A 19,561-nucleotide genomic window follows, 5' to 3' on the forward strand; every position below is an offset into this window, starting at 1 on the left:
CGAAGCGCCTGTTCCCAGAGATTGACAGGTGAGGCCATAGGACACCTCCCTTGGTGTTAGGAAGATAGAGAGTCATCATGACACAATATGGATCACGGCTGTAGTACTAGGATTGTGACTGGCTAGCAACATAGCTGCCAACTGTTCATTACTGTTAATACCCACTCATAACCGGTTAATACCATGTCCGCTAATCAGTCCGATTATCACTAATTACACATCATTATCCAGCATAACCGACTAACGTTTGTTTGCAGGACAGCAATCTTGTGCAGTCGTCTTCTGAAAATGATAGTGGTGATAGGCTTACGTATCTAGACGTGCTTGTGACTATTTTTCCTAACAGAAAATATCGAATAGAACTATTAATTCGTTTTTTTGAAACCCCTAAATATATTGCTTTAAATGACAAATAAGCTCTATATGTCAATAAGAGTTTAATTTTTGGGATTAACACCTTGTATTCAGTAACCTCCCTAATTGCTAAAACATTGTTGTGTAAATTAAAGAATAAAAATTTAACCTACTTTCCTCCTATTTTATCTCAATACTATTCCATTTTTCTTGACCAGCTGATAATAGAATAGCTCATATTATCTTCTACTCTTTCAATACAATGACTCATACATAAGGAGCCGCTATGGACAATTTTTCAGAAAAAACCGTTCTAATCACTGGCGCAGGGTCTGGGATCGGTCGTAGTACAGCAGTCGCATTTGCAGCTACTGGAGCCAGTCTTGTACTCCTTGGACGCCGCCATAATGAACTTGAACGAACGGCTGCTCTCATTTCACAAACTGCAAAATCTGTCCAAACCGTGGCCATCGATATCACGGACGAGAGCGCAGTGAGAGAGTGCTTTCAAGCTCTCGGTACAGTGCATGTTGCAGTAAACTCAGCTGGGATAGTAGTCACCGGTGCAGTGGATGAGATTAATTCAGAATCTTTCTCTCGCGTTTTAAATACGAATGTTTTCGGTCTTTGGCTTTGTCTTAAGCATGAAATAAAAAAAATGAAACAATCAGGAGGTGGGGCAATTATTAATATTGGTTCCAACGTTGGTGCTAAACTCGTTCGGCCCGGCATGGGTGTTTACGCAGCCTCGAAAGCCGCTGTAAGTAGCTTGACACGAACAGCAGCTCTTGAAGTAATCCAGCATGGTATTCGAGTAAATTGCATTTGTCCCGGCCCTGTGGATACCCCTCTTTCTTATCGGGCTGGTGAAGATCGTGTAAGCCGTGATGCCCGCATATCTGCAACTAATCCATCAAAGCGTGTTGCAACAACCGAAGAGATTGCAAATGCTGCAGTTTGGCTAGCATCAGACAAAGCTTCGTACATTGTTGGCCAAGATATATTCATGGACGGGGGAGCTTCAATCTAAGGTTGAAGTACATATGGAATTTATTAAGGAACATATTATGCAGGGCAATTTCATAATAGCTGCAGCTCAGTTTTCCCCAGTGAGTGGAAATGTTGAGGAAAACACGCGGATGCATCAACGACTGATATCTGCAGCCGCTTCCGAGAAAGCTAACGCGATTATTTTTCCGGAATTATCCCTAACGGGCTATGAGCATGATTTGGCAAAAGAATTAGCGTTCACTGATGCAGATACTCGTTTAGAACCATTTAGGATATTGGCTCGGGAATATAACATAACGATTATTGTTGGCGCACCAGTGAATACTGAAGGGAATAAACCCCAGATTGGGATATTTGTTGTTAGCCCGGATACACCCGTTTTTCAGTATAGCAAAATATATTTGCATCCAGGAGAAGACAAATTCTTTACGCCCGGCTCTGATGTAAAAGTTTTTCAATGCCATGGACAGTCTTTGGGTTTGGCTATATGTGCGGATACAGGGGTTGCCGCTCATGCACATAACACTGCAACAATGGGAGCATCTGCTTATTTAAGCTCCGTCTTGATTACTGAAGGCGGTTATTATGACGATACTGCTAAACTACAAAACTACGCAAAGAAATATGGTATGGCGGTTGTAATGGCAAATTATAGCGGCCTTTCCGGTGGCTTTAATGCTATTGGTAAGAGTGCAATTTGGGATGAAAATGGAAGGCTTATTATTGAAGCTCCTGAAGCTGGAGCATGCGTAGTCATTGCCAAACTAAGAAGCACTAATCCTGCTCCTAAAGTTATTCATATCTAAGGCTATGATCGGAATCTCAATAGTACGAAAACAATAAGGCTTTCTCGGATAGTTAATATTTGCTGGGGAGCAAACTGACAGTGATACACAAAATGTACCAAACTAAATAGACAATCGGTGTATCTCCCGCACCCCAGCGACAAACCGCCCTTCCCGTGGCATCGGTATATCACACTATCTTGTGAGAGGCTAACCATCAATTCAACCGTAAAAAACCCAGACCTTTATTTATGCTCTTCGCAATGATCCGATAACTAAAACTTTTGTGTAGGTGCTGGCTGTTAGCGCTCTTGTTAGCCTTTCATTGAATAACCCTATTTTGGTGCACCAATGACGGTGCGCATATCCAATAAGGAAAAGGCAATGGGAACTCCTAGCTCAACCGAAGCGTACCAAGCACAGGTCGCGCAAATTAACAACAATGCTACTCAGTTGGCACAAACCATCATTGCGCCTCAAATGAGTCACGGTGAAATCATTGCCGATAGCGCGACACGCAATGAAAATATTCGTCAAGGTGTAGAAGGTTCTATCTTTGATGCCGCCGGCGAATCAGGTGCGATGATTGCAGGAACAGCGGCTAATGCGGTTCGGCACTATCACTCCATTCATGGAGAAATGCCATCAGCTGAGCTGATGTCTTCAATGCAAAACAGCATTGCTAACATGCTGGATCCCAATACGACTAACGAACATCTTCGCGCCATCTTAGATAGTGCGGGGGACGGTTCTATGAGTTCATCTGAAGGCATTATTCAACGTAACCGCATGGTCGCTCTGGTTGTGCCTGTCCAGTTAATGATGGTCACCAACGATATGGTGACTCACATTCCGGCAAACTATAACAAGTCCGAAATTTTCAGAATTAATCGTGTTGCTGGTTCAACTTTTGGTGACCTGAAAGAAGGCGATTTGATTGACGTTGATTTCAACGGTCAATATTCGTCAATGGATCAACGCCATCTGCTCGGTAGCGGTGACGGCTCAAAAATCGAATTTGCTTTTGATATTGCCAGCAAAGCTAAGGCAATGCCTTTTGTTAAAGGCAAGGTTCGTATTTTGGTTGACCGTATTCCTGTTGGTGGTGATGACGCTAAAGGCGGCATTTTTGGCAAATTCGTTGATGCTGATAATGACACTGTCACTTTTACTGGTACTGTCAATTATCAGGTTGGCCAGCTGGCTCTGAAGTTCTCAAAAGCGCCTAAGAACGGTATTGAAATCCATACTATTGCAGATATTTCAATTGAAAAAGATCCATCTCTGATTCCAACTATTGAGCACGAGATGATGAGTTATGAACTATTCCCGCATGAATCAGCTCTTGCTAGCTCCAACTCTATCCAATCTCAGTTCACTGGTAAGCGTGAATACAATATTGATATTGCCAGTATGCAATTGGCTACAGCACGTAACCTGCTGGCAGCGGAAAAAGACCGTAAGCGCCTTAATGACATGTATTTCTATGCGAAGGGTGAAAAAACTTTCAATCTGGCAATCCCTAGTGGTTTAACCTTCCGTGAACACTATGAAGCACTGCAAGTCACTCTTCTGGCGATTTCAACAGAATTGCTCAATCGTACCAAACGTAGTGGTCTGGTTGGCCTGGTTGCTGGTCGGGAAGCGGCTCGTATCCTGAAATCAATCGGTGCTCCTCATCTGGTATATGCCCCTAACTATCGCCAACTTCCACAGCCTCATTATGTCGGCACTCTTTTTGGCTACAAGTTTAAAGAAGATCCGTATATGGACGATCCTTGGGCAATTATGTGCTATGCGAAAGGTCGTGAGCATGGTGACGCGGGTTATGTTGCCGGTGATGCAATTTCAGCAATTAACTACGCACACAGTATAGGTCGTGGCCTTAAGCACGAAAACACGCTGTATGAGCTGGCTTATCGTGATCTGCACCCGCATAACGGCCGTGATTGGTTCATGTGGTTACGTCTTCTTCCTAAGTCGTAGCACGTCAAAGACAGATAGCAGTATTCCTTCCTTTTTGATTCAACTGGGATGACTTATGACAGCAAAAAAAACGACTACACCAAAAAACACTGGCGCAACAAATAGTATTGATGCTGTATCAATGGATGAGCCGGTAGATACCAGCACCAATTCAGCTAATACAGCAGATATGAGTGATACAAAAGTCTCTGTGTCTGATGGTGATTTGGTCGTAATTGTGAAGAACAACAGCGTATCAGGCCACGAAATTTTACGTGAGGATGGCAGCATTCTTGCGATCAAAGGCCACTGCCAAGAAATCCAAATCACGACAAACAAAAAAGAGCTGGATGCATTGCAATCTGCTCTTGCTGATAAGCCGTGGGTGGAAATACAAATGAAAGCAGCGGAGTAATTCAGTATGTCTGGAATGATCAGCAAATTCGTTACTCAAGCCGCAGGAATTTCTGTCCTGCCGCCTATTGATAACAACTATACTACGAACGGGGGAGATGTGGCGGTAGGAGCGTGTGCTCTAATTGCCTCAAAAGGCCCTGTTGGCAAAATCATTAAAGTTACTGCAAATGATTGGGAAGAAACTTTAGGCCGTCCTCTGCCAATGAACCAGGGGACAAAAGCAGAAGGTTTACGTCATCTGAAAGATGCACTCGATGATTTACAGTACTGTTATGCCGTTCGTGTCGTATCCGATGATGCAAAATACCCATCCATTGCACTGCCTGCTACCTCTGAAACAGCAGTCATGAAATCAGCCCACAGTTATGGTACGTCTCTTAGCTTAACGGGTGGGCACTGGTTAGCTGTTTATCCTATTGATGGTGATCCTTCGACAAAACGCCGTCTTGTGATCAGCGATGTTGATGCCGAGACCAAACGATTCACTCTGTCATTTGAAGAGCAGCTCTCTGGTGAATGGCAAGCAATCACTGGGGAAAACTATGTGGTTGGTATTGATGTTGATGATGTCAATGATTCAGGCTTAACAGCTTATCTTCCTAATGTTCTCGAAGAGCATGATTCTCGTTTTCGTGCAGAATTGGCTACAAATACTCATTTTGCTCTTGTAAAGGCGTGTCAGGAAACTTTCGAAGGTGGTACCAATGGCAGTGAACCAACGCTGGATAATTGGAAGAAAGCGTGGGATCTACTCAAAACTGACGACATTGATTTCAATTTGTCATTTGCAGCGGGTAACTATGAGCCATCAGTTATTTCCCACATGATCACTATTGCCGATGGTCGTTTGGCTCAATTCCGCTTTGACGTGCCACCTTGGTTAACTGAAGTTGCTGCTAAAGCATGGCTTGAAGATGCGAATCTTGAATCTTATCAGGCGTCATGTTTCCACTATCCATACAAAGCCACAGATGAGTGGTACGGTGGTAAAAGTGTTTGGGGTATATCCGGTACGGCTACAGCGGCAAAAGCTAAGTGTTTCGCCACACCAACTGGTCATGCAGCAGTCAAAGGCGCTCATTTTACTGCTGCAGGTCAGAAGCGAGGAACAATTAACCGCAGAGGCATTGAACCTCTTCATCTGACCGGTAAGTTGCAGCCAACAGAGTTAGTGAAAGCACGAATCAATCCTGTATCAAAAGGTAAAATTATCAATGACTGCCTTAATATCTGGTACAAGCAAAATTATCTACGTTTTGAACACACAACCGCGATCCTCAATGACTTATGTCACGAATTTCTACAGGCTGCGGCGGCAATTCAGTTTGAACCAGATGGTTTCCTGTCTAAAAACCTTCAGCGCCTAGCGGACGATATCTGTAAGAAACGCTATGAAGCTGGTGCATTCGTAGAGCCTAGAAATCCGAATAAAGATGGGAAAAACCCGTACCGTATCACGCTCAAACAAGTGGATGTTGACTACTGGCACATTGAAGTCGCTTACGCACAGACTGGCGTAGCACGTCGTATCGCAATTCAACCTCGCCTGATGGCGTAATGGAGTAAATATGTGGGGAACGGGTTATCCATATGGTAACGGCGATCCTGTGTTTGATTCAGCTGGCTTTATGCCAGCTGTAAAACCTAACACTGAGTATCAAATTCCAGAGCAGATTCTGGACGAAGCAAGCGATGATTTAGCAGAAAAGCAGATTCGTGCCAATAGCATGGCTGCGGCTTTAACCTGGCTGGAAGACAGTGACGCGAGTTACTCAAATTTTGAGGCTATCGTGGCTGGTCTTTTGGATATGGATGAAGACGATGATGTTACAGAACCTGAAGAAGAGTTGTTTAACGAAATTCTGACGATGGCTGCTGATTCTCTGGTCGAGCTGGGTGCTAATATCACTAATGTTCAGACATTTATTGATGACGAAAGCGAAGAAGCCGGTGAAAAATTACATCGATACTTGAATGATAAGCTGGCAAATAATGAGAAATCAGATGATGAATTGATTTCAGAATATGCAGTAAAAGCCAAACTTATTCTTGATGCTACTCAGCGAGTGATCCGTGATGGCAAAGTCAAAATCATTAAGAAGCCACTGAAGAAAAAGCGACTTTCTTCTGCTCAAAAAGCCGCATTGAAGAAAGCCCGCAGCAAGGCAAACAATTCAGCAGCTCGACGCAGACGCGCCAAGTCAATGAAAGTTCGTCGTCAGCGGAATATGTAATGGCAAAAACGTGGCAATCTACAGGCGCACGGACTGTTGGAAACAACGATCCGAAAGTCAGTCAATACCTCAAATGCTGGATTAAGCAGGGTAACACCTGTGTTGTTGGTGTGATTGGCGAAGGAACTGCTAAGGAGCTAAATGCAAACTGGAACAGCCCGTTTGAGAATGACTCTGTTGGTTCTAAATTCAGCAAAGTAGGTGGCGTCTTACAGACAGGGGCTATAACTGACTCTACCAGTGGTATGACCTCTGTCGTAACCTTCTCAAGCCGTCAGGTCTGGGAAGGAAACCAGCCGCATACATTTCCTATTGTGCTTTCTCTCTACGCGCTCTCAAATCCGAAAGCTGAAGTTGAGGATGCCATTATGGAACTGGAGCACATGTTCACTCCTGAAGTGAATGCGATGTCTCCAATAGGAAATCCGTTTAGCGATGGCAATTCAGTTGGTCGAACACCAAGTTCAATCATGATCAATATTGGACGAAATGTAGTACTGAGTGGTTGTGTTATCGAAAGTCTATCAGTGCCTTTAGACGGTCCAAGAAGTCGTGATGGCTATCTCATGAAAGCTGATGTGCAATTAATGATTCAGTCTGAGGCTATGCTCAATCGTTCTCAGATTGCGTCAACATATGGTTAATTATAGGGTTATTGGAGCTAAACATGGCTGTACCTAACGCTAAAGGGAATGTCAATCTACTACGACAGGCCCACAAGAAGAACGTCGCTTTAGGTGAACGTGCAGTTGCATCAGATTTTTTGGTGCGCATTCGTGAATATCCAGATATATCAGCGTTAATTCGCACGGCTCAACTTCCTGAAGAAAAACGCGGTGAACCCGTCGAAGACCAGGGGCAATATGGGCAAGGTTTTCGTCAATACGGTGCAACTAAACGTGACGGCGATATGGCAGTACAAATTGTTGAGATTAAGCGAGGGGACGTTCTCAAAACCATCGCTAAAATAGTCGACAACAAGGAGTACGTTAACATTGAAGTTGTATTGCATGGTGAAGACATCGACGAAAAAGGCTACGTGCTCGAAGACGTCATGATTGCCGCCGACCCAGCTGACCTTGATACTGAAAACCGTACTGGCACAGTGCGTATTCCAGTGACATTCCAGTACAACTGGTTCGAACGTATTGGAGGTTACGCAGGATGACACCCAACGCCCTATTAGAGCGCGTCAAGAGCCAGTTTGTGACACTGTATCATGATGAGCCAGACAAGCTTGAAGCTCTGCTGATACAGGCGCTTAACGAGTATCAGGATAGGGCGGGGGTTATCCGGTCCATCACTATCACGTTGAACCAACAAAAAGCCGGTGGTATTGAAATACCACCGCATTTCATGACCATAGTGACAGCAAACGATGTTGACCAAGTGTGGCATGAAGTAACACTTGATGAAGATAAATTGAATGTCGTTACCACCGCTTACAGCGGAGCACCTTTCAATATTCAGTATCTGGAAGCGATTAGTCAGTACGATTTAGACCAAGACGAGTTGCCAAACCATATCACCGGATTACTCCAAAAGTACCTCAAAGTCTTAATAGAAATACCGAATGCTGAACGTGAGATGTATTCACGCAGTGCCGCTGGATTGCCTCTTGATGGTATCCCACAAATTGCAGAGCTGTATGAACGCAAGCGATTATTGGAAGAACAAATGGAAGAGTCTGGCAATCTGCTGATGCCTTCTATGCTGCTTTAAGAGAGTACCCATGCAAAAAAGTGAAATCACTATCGACGATACACAACATGGCCACTGATTTTAACCGCGAAAAAATACTGGTAAAAAAAATGGTCCGTACCCATTTCCAGCACCAGTGGCAATTTAAACTCGAAATTGAAGAGCAGCCATTAGACTTTGATATTTTTGTTAAAGATGTCACATATGGGCCAATAGAACTGGAGTATGACGCTATTAAAATCGGCGTAAACCAGCTTCAATTTCCAACTGGTGTAATGCCAGTCTCTATTTCAATGACTGTACGTGATCATGATGATGAACGTATACATAAGTGGTTTATTGAATGGGGCGCTAAAGTTGCCAACCCTGATGGCACAGTAAATCCACCATTAAACCCAGACACTAAGTGGATCCGAGAATGGAAAAAATACACGCTAATCCACAAAGGAATAGCGTTCGATGAAGTGCTTTCCGAAACCTATTCAGTTGCACCTGTTCAGTTAGGTGATGTGACTCAAAGCTATGGAGAACATAGTTTCAAAGAGTTTCCACTCACCGTAATTCAGTTTAGAAGTGGAATATAACGATCATGTTTGCACCTTTTTCACTGCCAAGTAAACCCATACAACAAATTTTAATTCGTGAAGCTACGACAGCTGAAAGCCTGGATTTCTGCGATGTAGTACCGGAACACGAAGAAGCATTAACAACAAAATTCCTCAACACTATTCAGGATAAGGCCAGTTTTATTGATAGCCGGGACTGGACAGCTGAAGATCGCCGGCTTGGGCTATTTTGGTACTGGATCCACACGACTTTAGATACATATGTAGAACTGGACTATCAATGTCCTCATTGCCAGCAAACACACACACATCAGTTTGATATGCGCGATTTAGCCGAAGGTTATCAGGAAATCGAAGGTATGGCCTGCCGTGAATTGGTTTTTGAGAATCGTAAGCTAATGGTTTCACCGCTCACCGGCAAGCATATGGAAGAATTAGAAGAGATGCGTTTATCCCTGATGGTCGAAGATAATAAGTCTCCAGCCGCTGCTCGCAAAAAGGCCGAGATGCGCTTTTATCAACTCAAAGCGAAATTATACCTGTCTGACGATCATGAAAAAAATGCGGCTCGTCGGGAAGCTAATCTGAATAACTGGCTCCGGGAACTTCCTGAAACTAAGTATGTTGCACTAACCAAAGCCGTAGATGCCGCAGTTAATGAAATGACTCATGGATTACCCAGTAAGACCAGCGAAGACGGTAAAGTTATGTTGCGGTCACCACTTCACACTTGCCCTACTATCAGGAAAAACGAAAGCAAGGAGGTGACAACTGAGTTGTTGCTTCCCTTTCGGAATTACAGCCGGATTCCGCGAGTATAGTAGTAGCTCCTGGGACATCATTCTTAATGAATTGTCCCTTGATGCCGGTCAGCCGATCGATAGTCTGCTTTGCTCTCCACGAAGCCGTATATTAACTATGCACAAACGTTACAGAAAGGTAGGGCAGTTGTGACTATCAAAGAAACCCCACAGCAAATCGTCGTAGATCCAGAAGAATTGCTATCTGTAGACCAGATAGCAGATAAACAGCAACAACCTGAAGAGGATTTGCAGCTCAAAATTCTCTCCATTCTTGATCAAATTGAATCCAACACGTCAGCCATCCTGCGACGAGGAATATTAGCACACGCAAATTCTACCGTTCAGCCCAGTAATATAAATACTGAATTAGCATCTAATAGGCATCAAAATAATATCGAATCAACACCTATTAAATATAAAAAAAGTATCGATTCAGCATATAAAAACCAAAACACCAAAACATCAGAAAAGGTTGGTAATCATAAACCTGATCGTATAGCAGAAAGTAAAAGTAAGCATGCAGAGACCACTGCATCAAATAATAGTCAATTAGTACAACAGAAGCATACTAATACGGTATCAAATGGTAACCGTGATACTGAACGCGACAGCGCAGTCACAACTCTCAATCACACATTAGCGAGCAAAGACAAAGAAAGCATAGAACATGCGGGTACAGAGCGACATAGCCGCCAAGTGGAGATAAGCGATCATCAAAATAGTAAAATTGAATCATCACTTCAAAATACATCAGACAGATCACAAACCAAATTTAACTCTGCACTAGAAAAAGATCAGCGCAAAAAAAATGATAAAAGGAATCATCAGCCTGCTTCAGAGAAAAGAAACGCGAAAAATCAGCCCGAATTAGATCTCCACTCAGGAAATAGAGAACAAGGCTCTGCAAGCCAAGAAGCTCAACGAGAGCAAAAAGAAAAACGAGAAAATTCAGGGCTAATAAAAGTAGTCAGTGATGTGGTCAAGAATTTCTCAGCAAAAAAAGAAAAAATGAAGGTTGGCGATAAAACTACTGATGCAATAGGTTCAACAATCGGTGGTCCACTTTGGGAAGCCGCAAAAGAAGTCAAAGAAGCGTTTGATGATGTAAAAAAGAGTTCACTTGGCCAAAAAGTTTTTAAAAAAATAACAGGCAAGAAAGCCAATAATAAAAATGACAATCATGCTAATAGTGAGACAAGCATTCCTAATACTGAAACTCAATCTAAAGGTCGCAGACGTGATAAGCATGGACGCTTTGTTAGTGAGGCAGAGTCTACACCTATCCAAGAGAATCAGGAGAGTGTAGAAAATAATTCAAATACCCAAACAGTATCTTCTAAGTATCAAGGTGACACTTACAAACAAGAACCTCTTCTTTCTACCCAAGTAGACAGTCGGGACAGTTATAAAAAAGCTCATCACTCTAGTAATGAAACAGATTCCTCTGCTATTGAAGTTTCGTTCAAACACCAAAAACGTAAAAAACCTGATCACTCTATTAATGAGTCTGAACAAGCATTTGTTCAGGAACACAAGACAAGTGTAGCTAACAGAAAAAACACTCAATCAGTATCTTCTGAGTATCAGAACAACACTTCAGGAAAGGTGAATACTCTTTCTGGCCAAAGAGATAATAAATACGATAAACAGTTTAATAAAGAAAAAAAGTTCTCTATTACTGAAGCTGCGCCTAAAGACCAGAAACGTGAAAAGCATGAGCGTTCAGTTGGAATAGCTCATACACAGACAGAACCTGTATCTCTTCAGGGAAACCAGAAGCTCACTGCAAATAAATTAAATACTCAGTCAGTATCTTTTAAGTATCAAAATGACACTCATAAGAAAACAAATTCTTTTTCTGGAGAAACAGATCATCATGATAGTCAGCTGTTTGATTATGGAACAAATGTTCCAGCTATTGAAGGGAAGTCTAAGCCACAGAAGAGTAATAAATATGACCACTCAGCTAATGTAGCTCATTCACAGGCAGAACTTACACCATTCCTGGATGGTCAGAAAAATACTGCGAACAGATTAAATACTCAATCGGTATCACTTGAGCATCAAAACAGTACTTCTAAAAAGGAGAGGATGCTCTTTGAACAAGCAAGTCATATTGACCATAAAAGTGGTCACCAAACTCGTGGTAAGAAGAAATCCTCTATAGCTGACACTCTCTCTGAAGACCCAAAAAGTGATGCACACAGTCATTTTGTTACTAACGCTCACACACAAGTAAAACCCGCTCTTATTAGGGACAATCAGAAGAGTATAGAAAATAAAAAAAATACTAAATCAGTATTAATTAAGCATCAAAAAAACACTTATAAAAAAGAAAAAACTCTTTCTAATGAAAGTGAAAAATCTAAAAAAACTACAGACTTTATCAGTAGCCATAGTAGCGAAAAGCTGAATTCAAAGACCAACAGCGATATTTCACATCAGCTGGTTATAGATAAAAACAGTGAACATTCAAAGTTACAAAATAACCTGAATGAACATAATGACAAACATATAAAAAATACTGAATCAATACAAAATAGATACTCAAAAAATACCGACAACCGTAGAAGAAATTCTTCACTTAGCTCTGAAACTCAGCAACATCGTAAACCGATAAAATCAGCGATCCCTTATGCTGAAAACACAAAAAATAAGCACACTGTAAACCATGCCAATGTCACTTCAGCCAATGTGGTTAGAGAACGTGAAAAAAGTCATCGCAATGATGTTATTGAGGAGAAGCTCGATAAACAACTTTCTCAATCCCAAAAACAACACAAAGAACTAATAAGGACCATAGAGAAAAAGAAATTTGGTAGTGAAGGAAATGGCGGCTCTTTAATGAGCAGCGTCAAAGAATTCACTGACATGTTTGGAAATAAAGACGAAAAAACGAAGAGCAAAGGCAAGCATAGAAAAACCAAAGGACCTAAAGGTCGATTTGGTTCTCTTATTGACCACTTTAAAGGTTCAGGCGGTTCAGCTATAACAGCGCCAAAGACTACCCCAACAACAAAATTAGGACAGGTAGCTCAAGGGATCAAAAACGCGACAGGAGCACTTGCTAACACTGGTGTTGGTAAAGTAGCAGGAGGAGCGTTGAAAACCGTTGGCTCAGTCGCTAGTCGGGCAGCGGCGCCAGTAGCCGCTTTAGCTACGGGTTATTTTAAATACAATGAAATAAAAGACAGAGAGGATCTCACTGGTTCACAAAAAGCCGTTCAGGTAGGTGCAACTACAGCTGGTTCTTTAGGTGGAGCCAGTGCAGGGGCCGCGATGGGAGCTACTATAGGTTCTGTGGTGCCTGTTGTCGGTACACTCATTGGAGGCCTACTGGGTGCAGCAGTCGGAGGATGGTTGGGCAGTAAAGGTGGTGATATTGTCGGAGAGGCTGTCAGTGACCGAATGGAAGGAACGGACGGTAAAACTCGAGCTGAAAGGGAAGCTCAAACTATTAAAGAGAATCAAACCAGCTCAGAACACTCTTTTAAAGAAAGCAATAATAAAAGCGAATCATTAAGTCAGCTCGAAACAGCTCAGGTAGCCCAAGCATCAGTAAGAGAGGTACAACCAAACCAAGAAACAGCAATAGCTGAGAATCAAGGTTATCCAACATCACAATTTTCTGTGACACCCGAGCAGCTCAAAACACCATTACCAAAGATTACTCACTCTCAATCGACTCTTAATACCGTTAAAAACAAAGAAACTCACACGGAAAAACAAGAAGTCTTAGCCAAGATTGATGAAAAAAAACTAGGTAAAGCAATTATTGATGCTATGAACCAAACCCAGCAACAACAAAGCGGTGTTAATGCCTCATCTTCCGGGTCTGGCTATTCTGTGTCTAAATCCAGTAATCAATCGGTTCCTACGCCCATTCAGACTGAATTTACAGATAAGACACTTGTTTTAATGGCACATGACAGGATCTAGTGATGGAAGAGTTAAACCACCTTCTGAATGTAAACAGTACCGGATTGGCTGTTTCATTAGATGGTAAAGCCCTAAACAACAATATTGAAGAATGGTTTGCCAATGCCGAACATACCATTGCAGATAACCCGGCTTGGGGTCATAACCTTGGCGTTTTTCAGTTTTGCGCGCAGACCGAAGATGATGCAGTCATGCTGGAAATGGCGATAGTCGAAAAATCACCCAGAGATGTACAGGGAGTAGTGATTAAAGGGATAAGAGTGACATTCCCTGATATTGATCTATGCCGAATAGCAATCGCACACCAATACGGTCTCTTCACTAATAATGTTTCTCTAAGGTAGAACATGAGTAATCTTGAAAACAAGACCAAAGCAATTGCTTCTTTTACTGATATTATCCGCAAGAAACCGGCACTTGAAGCATTGGCAGACAGCCAGGTTCTTCAAGGAATCAATACGTTCCAAAACCTCGCACTTGAATATGCGCTACATAAGTTAGAACGAGCGAATCAAGAAGGTTATCTGAGTACTGCATACAACCGTAGTTCTATTTTGGCACTAGCAGAAGATCGCCAATATTTACCCAGAAAAGCCACACCAAGTCGCGGAAAAGTTCGTATCATCAATAAACTCAACCACGAATGTAGTGTAATGGCTCATTACCCTATCGTTTCAGAAGATCAGGTTTACTACATGATTAATGAGTCGGTTTTGATACCGGCTAACAATGAGGTAATTGTTGATGGCCGTCAAATTAAACTTCAAGAGCTGAACTTTTTAGTTGAAAAAGAACAACCTTTTCTTGAATTTGAATTTGGTCGGGAAATCAGTATCAATCTACATAAATTTCGTGTACTTGTTGACATGGGTAGTGGCTATGAAGAATGGCAACCCACTACACGCTTTCGCAATTCCCGCATGGAAAAGGTCTTTGATGAATTTTACTCTCATACGGACCAAGTTGGAATTCGCTTTGGTAACAATATATTTGGATTAATCCCAACAAAAGACTCTAAGATTAAAATCGAATTATGGCTCACTGATGGCGATACAAAGCTAATGCCCAACCAGACGTTAACACCTGTTGATGATGCTGAAGGGATAGAATTTGAAACAGCATCGTTGTTTACAGGTGGTTTACCTCGTGAAAAGACAGATGAGTTACGCCGTAACGCCTTATATTATCCGCTTTACGATAATAACCATGTTTGGGATGACGATTATCTTTTTTTCATCAAACAGCATTTTCCTGAAGTTATTTGGGGTCATATTTGGGGAGAAACAGAACAAGAAAAGATAGATGGAAAAATGAAGCTGGAGAATGTGAATAAAATCTTTGTTTGCGTCTATGCTCCAAATAATCCAAACATTGGAACTGAAATTGAAGCATATATGCTAGAGAATATTCCTCAGTTTAATCGCCACTACCAAAATGTCCCTGTCGAAGCGCTTTCTTTTACTGTCCAAATTACGGGAAAGCTACTCAGAAGTGTGAATTTGTCAGAAGCCCAAAGACTGATTAGTGATGCTCTTTGGAAGAATTACGGCAAAGACACAGTAAACAGGAAACCTAAGGCGTTAAAGCGAGACCTTTACCGAATAATGAATAACCTTAACATTTTTGAGAGTGAAGACGATATTTATATTGAAATGGCGGGCAATTTCGAGCCTGAAAATCTAAAGCAAATGATATACATCGATCTTGATGCAACAATGAAACAACTCAATATCAGCTACACGACCAACGCAAGATTAAGTATTTATTAGATACCTATAAGATACTAAATAGGAATTCTTTGAGTCCCTATTTAGTACTTACACAATGCACTAAATAATAAAAAATGTATTAACTGCGATTTGAGATGACGCTATCCTATGGTAGTGTCAGATCGAGTCTTAGTTGGTGCAAATAAAACACGCCCTTAAACGGAGTATCCAGTTTTTTGTTCAGTTCCTGAAAATCTTGAAAACTCAGTACAATGGATTTTTTTAAATACCATCAAAGATAAAATCCATTGCTGCCTTAATCCGGTCACGGTATTGCGTAGCATCACAAAATTCAGTACCCAAGGAACGAACAGGTATACTTGCCAGCTCATGAGTCATTACAGCATATTCTTTGTCGTCTATAAGTCTGACAAGTGGAATCATTCGATCTGGACGATTGTTATCCGGATATTTTTCAATAGGCAATAGTGGGATAACAATTCTGCGGTTTAACTGCCCTATAATGTCGCTTGTTACATCCAGTAACAGAGGATAAATAGTGGTTCTTCCAGTATTACGATAAACGGTGAATTGCATAATTAAAACGTCCTGTATTCATCACTGAAACAACCCTGTTCATCATGAAAACGATTTAATGCCTCTAAAGCTTCTGCGTTATCTTCTTGCCATTTCCTCGCCTCATAATGACGTAATTCTGCATCCAGAGCAGCGGAAAGTGTTGCGCTAAAATTGATACCAGCTTCACGTGCCCGACTCAGTAATCCCCGTTCTATGGTCATGGTTACGCTCTGTGTGTTTCTTTGTTTTGCTGTCATGATTGACCTCCACCATTAATATACGTGTAATATACACGTACATATACACGAATTGTAGTTCTAAAAGCAGGCGTTTTCGGTTTATTTAGCATTCTTCATGCCTAAATACATGCTTGAGAAACACTAAAGATATACTTCACAAGTACATACCTAATGCCTTAATCGGTGAAAAAATCTTTTTGTCGTGGCAGGTCTTAAATTGAAACCGTAACCTCATTCGATATATTGAGTGAGGTTTTCCTGTGGCTGAAAAATGGTTAGTTGAACGTCTGACAAAAAGCAAGCAAGGTTCTACCCAGTGGATAGCGCTAGCTGAAGCATTGGAAGAATTCTGGGATACCTATTTCTTTGCTAATTTACAAACCCTTGAAGATGGTAAAAACATCTTCACGGCCAACAATTCACACCTTAATCAAAAAATTGCTGAATTCGGAGACTATTTCGATACAGCTCTCCCAATAGACGTATCAAGCAAGCGTTTATCTATTTCGTGGCAACGAGCTAATATCCACGAAAAAAATACCATAGTCCCCTTTGTCAATTCATTACAAGTCAACTTTGCTGGCTTAAACGTAACATGGGAGCCGCTTTACTCAAATCGTAGCCTTCCTTATGTGATAGATAACCTGTTTACAAAACAGGAAATTAATCTGAATTCATGGAATTTGAATGATTTTTGGATGACATCTCGCGGAAAAATAGCCGTAGATTTAACTCACTTACATTGTCTTGGAATGACAAAAGACGAGTTTATTACCATAGCTAAACGAGAGATTGAGCGGCTTCGTCCATCTCATATTGTCTATGATGGTGAATATTTCATTCTCTCTATCAATTTTTATTATGAAGCCCTAAACCATCATCTTGTAAGGCAAACTGTTGGTCATGGCAACAACATGTTTTTCCGGCTGACAGTATCGTTTGATGAGCGTCAGGCAGATGTGCCTTGGCTTGATGAAAGTCCGCTATATGTAGAGCATTTGACATGTATCACCAGTAACCGAATTGACTACAAACTTGGCATATCATGGTCGCTTGATCTGTTTGTTAATATTGGCAATCGCCGGATACCCTTAGCAGGTAAAGAAGGCGATGAAATAAGTGCAATTCAGTCTATTTCCAACTCATTACGCCATACGCTTTTCGATCTTGAACAAATGCCCTTTACAGGTGCATCTCTGTCCGCTGCCCGATATTCAAATTTAACCTTTAATATGCATTATCGGTTTGATGAGTATCCTTCTGATAGCCTCCCTACAAATGCCTCCCTGCATGGACTTGGTCGTACCACACTGAAATCTACGTGGATGGGATATCAGCTTGGTGCGGATTGGTCACTGGATCTATTCGTTGATATTGACGGCCGTAAAATACTGTTCTCTGGCAGAGAAGGGGACAAAATAGGCGCAATTCAGGCATTTTCTCATTCTTTACGACATACGCCCTTTGTTCTTGCAGAAACACCTTTTACGGGTGCATCTCTATCCGCTGTCCGATATCCATATTTGACCTTCAATATGCATTATCGGTTTGACGAGGCTCCTTCTGACAGTGTTCCTACGGATGATCCTCTGCATGGGCTTAATCGTTCGGTCATGAAACCTACGTGGATGAGTTATCAGCTTGGCACAAACTGGTCTCTGGATTTAGCTCTTATTACATCGACTGGAACGGTTTCAGTCTCCGGTCTAGATGGTGATGCCATACCACCAATGAAGCAGCATAGAGCACAACTACGTTCGTTTCAGACTCGTATTGTTTTACACAGTACAGCTCAGAAGAAAAAGACTCACACATATTGCCCGATAACTTACAAAATCACCTATAGCTGCATAGAGAGAAAAAACTCGTCATTACCTTTTAAACTCAGTCAGCCAAATCAGATTAATTTGAACCCGTGGTTGGGATTTGATGAAATCCCAGCTGATTTTGCACCATTAGATACACCGCTTTGGAGTTAGCGTTATGTCGACAAATCAACCCTGGCAAATTGCAGAACTGCTGCCTCGTTTTTACGAAAAAAATGCTCTTTCTATTGCAGGGCTTGCTCCGCAGTTCAAGATCATGAAGTTTAAATTTGGTCACGATCCTTTGCTAATAGATAACAGTAAAAGCCCACCTGCTTTATCACCTTTTAATTCAGCAAATAACGACATCAAGAATGTTTTTTATGAGGGGAATATTAACGCTAAAGAAGATATTGTTTGGGCACAAGGGCGTTTGTTGTTCCGTTGCATCATGCCAGAAAACACCATTTCTGAACCTAAACAGTATAGCCAAACCGGTCTGTATGATGCTGATGGTGATTTAGTTGCTGTAAGCATTGATCTACCTGATTGGGTAACACCAGAAGAAGGCATTAATACTCATCCATATATTAACTTTCCAATTTCAGGAGAGTGATGAATGAATACCTTTCCTCAACAACCAACGAATGACCTAAGAATAGATACTGCATGGCGAGAAAATTATTCCGGGGCTTCGATGAACCAAAAACTGCATGGTCTGCTGCCTAAAGGGGTCTATTCAGGTTTTATTGTTAAACCCCAAAATGGTCTTAATGTAGAGATTACGGGTAATGGTGAGCAAAATATCGCTGTACTGGAAGTAGGAAATTATTCACTGACAGCAAGAATGCCAGAGCATATAACCAAACAACTTACATTGACACCGGGTAAAACGCAATTTGTCATATTAGAAGCGCAATATGCCATGAATCAAGCGTCATCTGTCGGGATTTATGTTCGTGATACAGTGCCCGGTAATGGAATTATGCTCGCCAAAGTAGCGCTTTCTGCTGGATCCACATCAGTGCCAACAAACAGTATTGAGCTTGCTTTACCATCAAAACCCGTAACTGCCGCTGATTTTGCTGAGTTGGCAGCTTATACGATCGATAATGGCCGGCGAACGTTAAATCTTCAGGAAGAGTTAGATCAACTTAAGAAAAAGTATATTGCCGAAAGCCATAAGACATTAAATCTTCAGGAAGAACTGAATCAGATTAGGAAGCGATTTACTTCCGAACTGGCGACGTCTACTACCAATTATGAGCGCCGCACATTGGAACTTCAGGAAGATTTAAACCAATTCAAGAATAATATTGTAGCGGAATTAGCCGCTTATACGATAGACAATGGTCGTCGAACCTTAGTACTCCAAGAAGAATTAAACCAACTTAATAAAAAAGTTAGCATGTAAACTATATTCCCTCATTCGTTGAGGGAGTAAATTTTACTGT

General features: G+C 41.6%; 19 protein-coding genes. 17 read left to right on the forward strand and 2 right to left on the reverse strand.

What is annotated here, in order from left to right; all coding sequences use genetic code 11:
* Window positions 1-640 precede the first annotated feature (640 nt).
* The 14 genes from AACX38_RS12430 to AACX38_RS12495 all read left to right on the forward strand — a co-directional run bounded on the left by AACX38_RS12430 (window position 641) and on the right by AACX38_RS12495 (window position 15,544).
* Window positions 641-1,384 (forward strand): SDR family NAD(P)-dependent oxidoreductase, encoded by a 744-nt coding sequence (locus tag AACX38_RS12430; protein WP_228864431.1) that lies wholly within the window; start codon window positions 641-643, stop codon window positions 1,382-1,384.
* 13 nt (window positions 1,385-1,397) lie between these two features.
* Window positions 1,398-2,171, forward strand: a complete 774-nt coding sequence (locus AACX38_RS12435) for a carbon-nitrogen hydrolase family protein (RefSeq protein WP_228864432.1) — start codon at window positions 1,398-1,400, stop codon at window positions 2,169-2,171.
* 363 nt (window positions 2,172-2,534) lie between these two features.
* Window positions 2,535-4,136: a hypothetical protein gene (locus AACX38_RS12440; RefSeq protein ID WP_228864433.1), complete on the forward strand. Its 1,602-nt coding sequence runs from the start codon at window positions 2,535-2,537 to the stop codon at window positions 4,134-4,136.
* 55 nt (window positions 4,137-4,191) lie between these two features.
* Window positions 4,192-4,530, forward strand: coding sequence for a hypothetical protein (locus tag AACX38_RS12445; RefSeq protein WP_228864434.1), 339 nt, complete (start codon window positions 4,192-4,194; stop codon window positions 4,528-4,530).
* 6 nt (window positions 4,531-4,536) lie between these two features.
* Window positions 4,537-6,090, forward strand: coding sequence for a hypothetical protein (locus tag AACX38_RS12450; protein ID WP_228864435.1), 1,554 nt, complete (start codon window positions 4,537-4,539; stop codon window positions 6,088-6,090).
* 10 nt (window positions 6,091-6,100) lie between these two features.
* A complete protein-coding gene (locus tag AACX38_RS12455; RefSeq protein ID WP_228864436.1) occupies window positions 6,101-6,766 on the forward strand; it encodes a hypothetical protein in 666 nt (221 codons plus the stop codon).
* Window positions 6,766-7,410, forward strand: a complete 645-nt coding sequence (locus AACX38_RS12460) for a hypothetical protein (protein WP_228864437.1) — start codon at window positions 6,766-6,768, stop codon at window positions 7,408-7,410. Before AACX38_RS12455 ends, AACX38_RS12460 begins: the two co-directional genes overlap by 1 nt.
* 23 nt (window positions 7,411-7,433) lie before the next feature.
* Entirely contained in the window at window positions 7,434-7,934 is a 501-nt protein-coding gene (locus AACX38_RS12465) for a hypothetical protein (RefSeq protein ID WP_228864438.1), read from the forward strand.
* Window positions 7,931-8,488, forward strand: a complete 558-nt coding sequence (locus AACX38_RS12470) for a hypothetical protein (protein WP_228864439.1) — start codon at window positions 7,931-7,933, stop codon at window positions 8,486-8,488. The genes AACX38_RS12465 and AACX38_RS12470 overlap by 4 nt, the downstream gene beginning before the upstream one ends.
* Before the next feature lie 89 nt (window positions 8,489-8,577).
* Window positions 8,578-9,051, forward strand: coding sequence for a hypothetical protein (locus tag AACX38_RS12475; RefSeq protein WP_228864440.1), 474 nt, complete (start codon window positions 8,578-8,580; stop codon window positions 9,049-9,051).
* Between the two features lie 5 nt (window positions 9,052-9,056).
* A complete protein-coding gene (locus AACX38_RS12480; protein WP_228864441.1) occupies window positions 9,057-9,854 on the forward strand; it encodes a hypothetical protein in 798 nt (265 codons plus the stop codon).
* A 129-nt stretch (window positions 9,855-9,983) separates the two neighbouring features.
* Window positions 9,984-13,775, forward strand: a complete 3,792-nt coding sequence (locus AACX38_RS12485) for a hypothetical protein (RefSeq protein WP_228864442.1) — start codon at window positions 9,984-9,986, stop codon at window positions 13,773-13,775.
* Window positions 13,776-13,777: 2 nt separating this feature from the next.
* Entirely contained in the window at window positions 13,778-14,119 is a 342-nt protein-coding gene (locus AACX38_RS12490; protein WP_228864443.1) for a hypothetical protein, read from the forward strand.
* A gap of 3 nt (window positions 14,120-14,122) precedes the next feature.
* A complete protein-coding gene (locus tag AACX38_RS12495) occupies window positions 14,123-15,544 on the forward strand; it encodes a hypothetical protein (RefSeq protein ID WP_228864444.1) in 1,422 nt (473 codons plus the stop codon).
* 222 nt (window positions 15,545-15,766) lie between these two features.
* Here the strand turns inward: AACX38_RS12495 and AACX38_RS12500 are convergent, their stop codons facing one another.
* Window positions 15,767-16,081 (reverse strand): CcdB family protein, encoded by a 315-nt coding sequence (locus tag AACX38_RS12500; protein ID WP_228864445.1) that lies wholly within the window; start codon window positions 16,079-16,081, stop codon window positions 15,767-15,769.
* 2 nt (window positions 16,082-16,083) lie between these two features.
* Window positions 16,084-16,320, reverse strand: a complete 237-nt coding sequence (locus tag AACX38_RS12505; RefSeq protein WP_228864446.1) for a type II toxin-antitoxin system CcdA family antitoxin — start codon at window positions 16,318-16,320, stop codon at window positions 16,084-16,086.
* A 242-nt stretch (window positions 16,321-16,562) separates the two neighbouring features.
* Here AACX38_RS12505 and AACX38_RS12510 point away from each other — a divergent pair, with 242 nt between their 5' ends.
* The 3 genes from AACX38_RS12510 to AACX38_RS12520 are packed head-to-tail and all read left to right on the forward strand — an operon-like array spanning window position 16,563 to window position 19,521.
* On the forward strand, window positions 16,563-18,281 hold the full coding sequence (locus AACX38_RS12510; RefSeq protein ID WP_228864447.1) for a hypothetical protein: 1,719 nt from the start codon (window positions 16,563-16,565) through the stop codon (window positions 18,279-18,281).
* A gap of 4 nt (window positions 18,282-18,285) precedes the next feature.
* Window positions 18,286-18,723 (forward strand): phage tail protein, encoded by a 438-nt coding sequence (locus AACX38_RS12515; RefSeq protein ID WP_228864448.1) that lies wholly within the window; start codon window positions 18,286-18,288, stop codon window positions 18,721-18,723.
* A 3-nt stretch (window positions 18,724-18,726) separates the two neighbouring features.
* Complete coding sequence (locus AACX38_RS12520) at window positions 18,727-19,521, forward strand: coiled-coil domain-containing protein 30 (protein WP_228864449.1); 795 nt, start codon at window positions 18,727-18,729, stop codon at window positions 19,519-19,521.
* Window positions 19,522-19,561 lie beyond the last annotated feature (40 nt).

The organism is Xenorhabdus sp. PB30.3 (genome assembly GCF_963895965.1).
Classification (GTDB): Bacteria; Pseudomonadota; Gammaproteobacteria; order Enterobacterales; family Enterobacteriaceae; genus Xenorhabdus; species Xenorhabdus stockiae.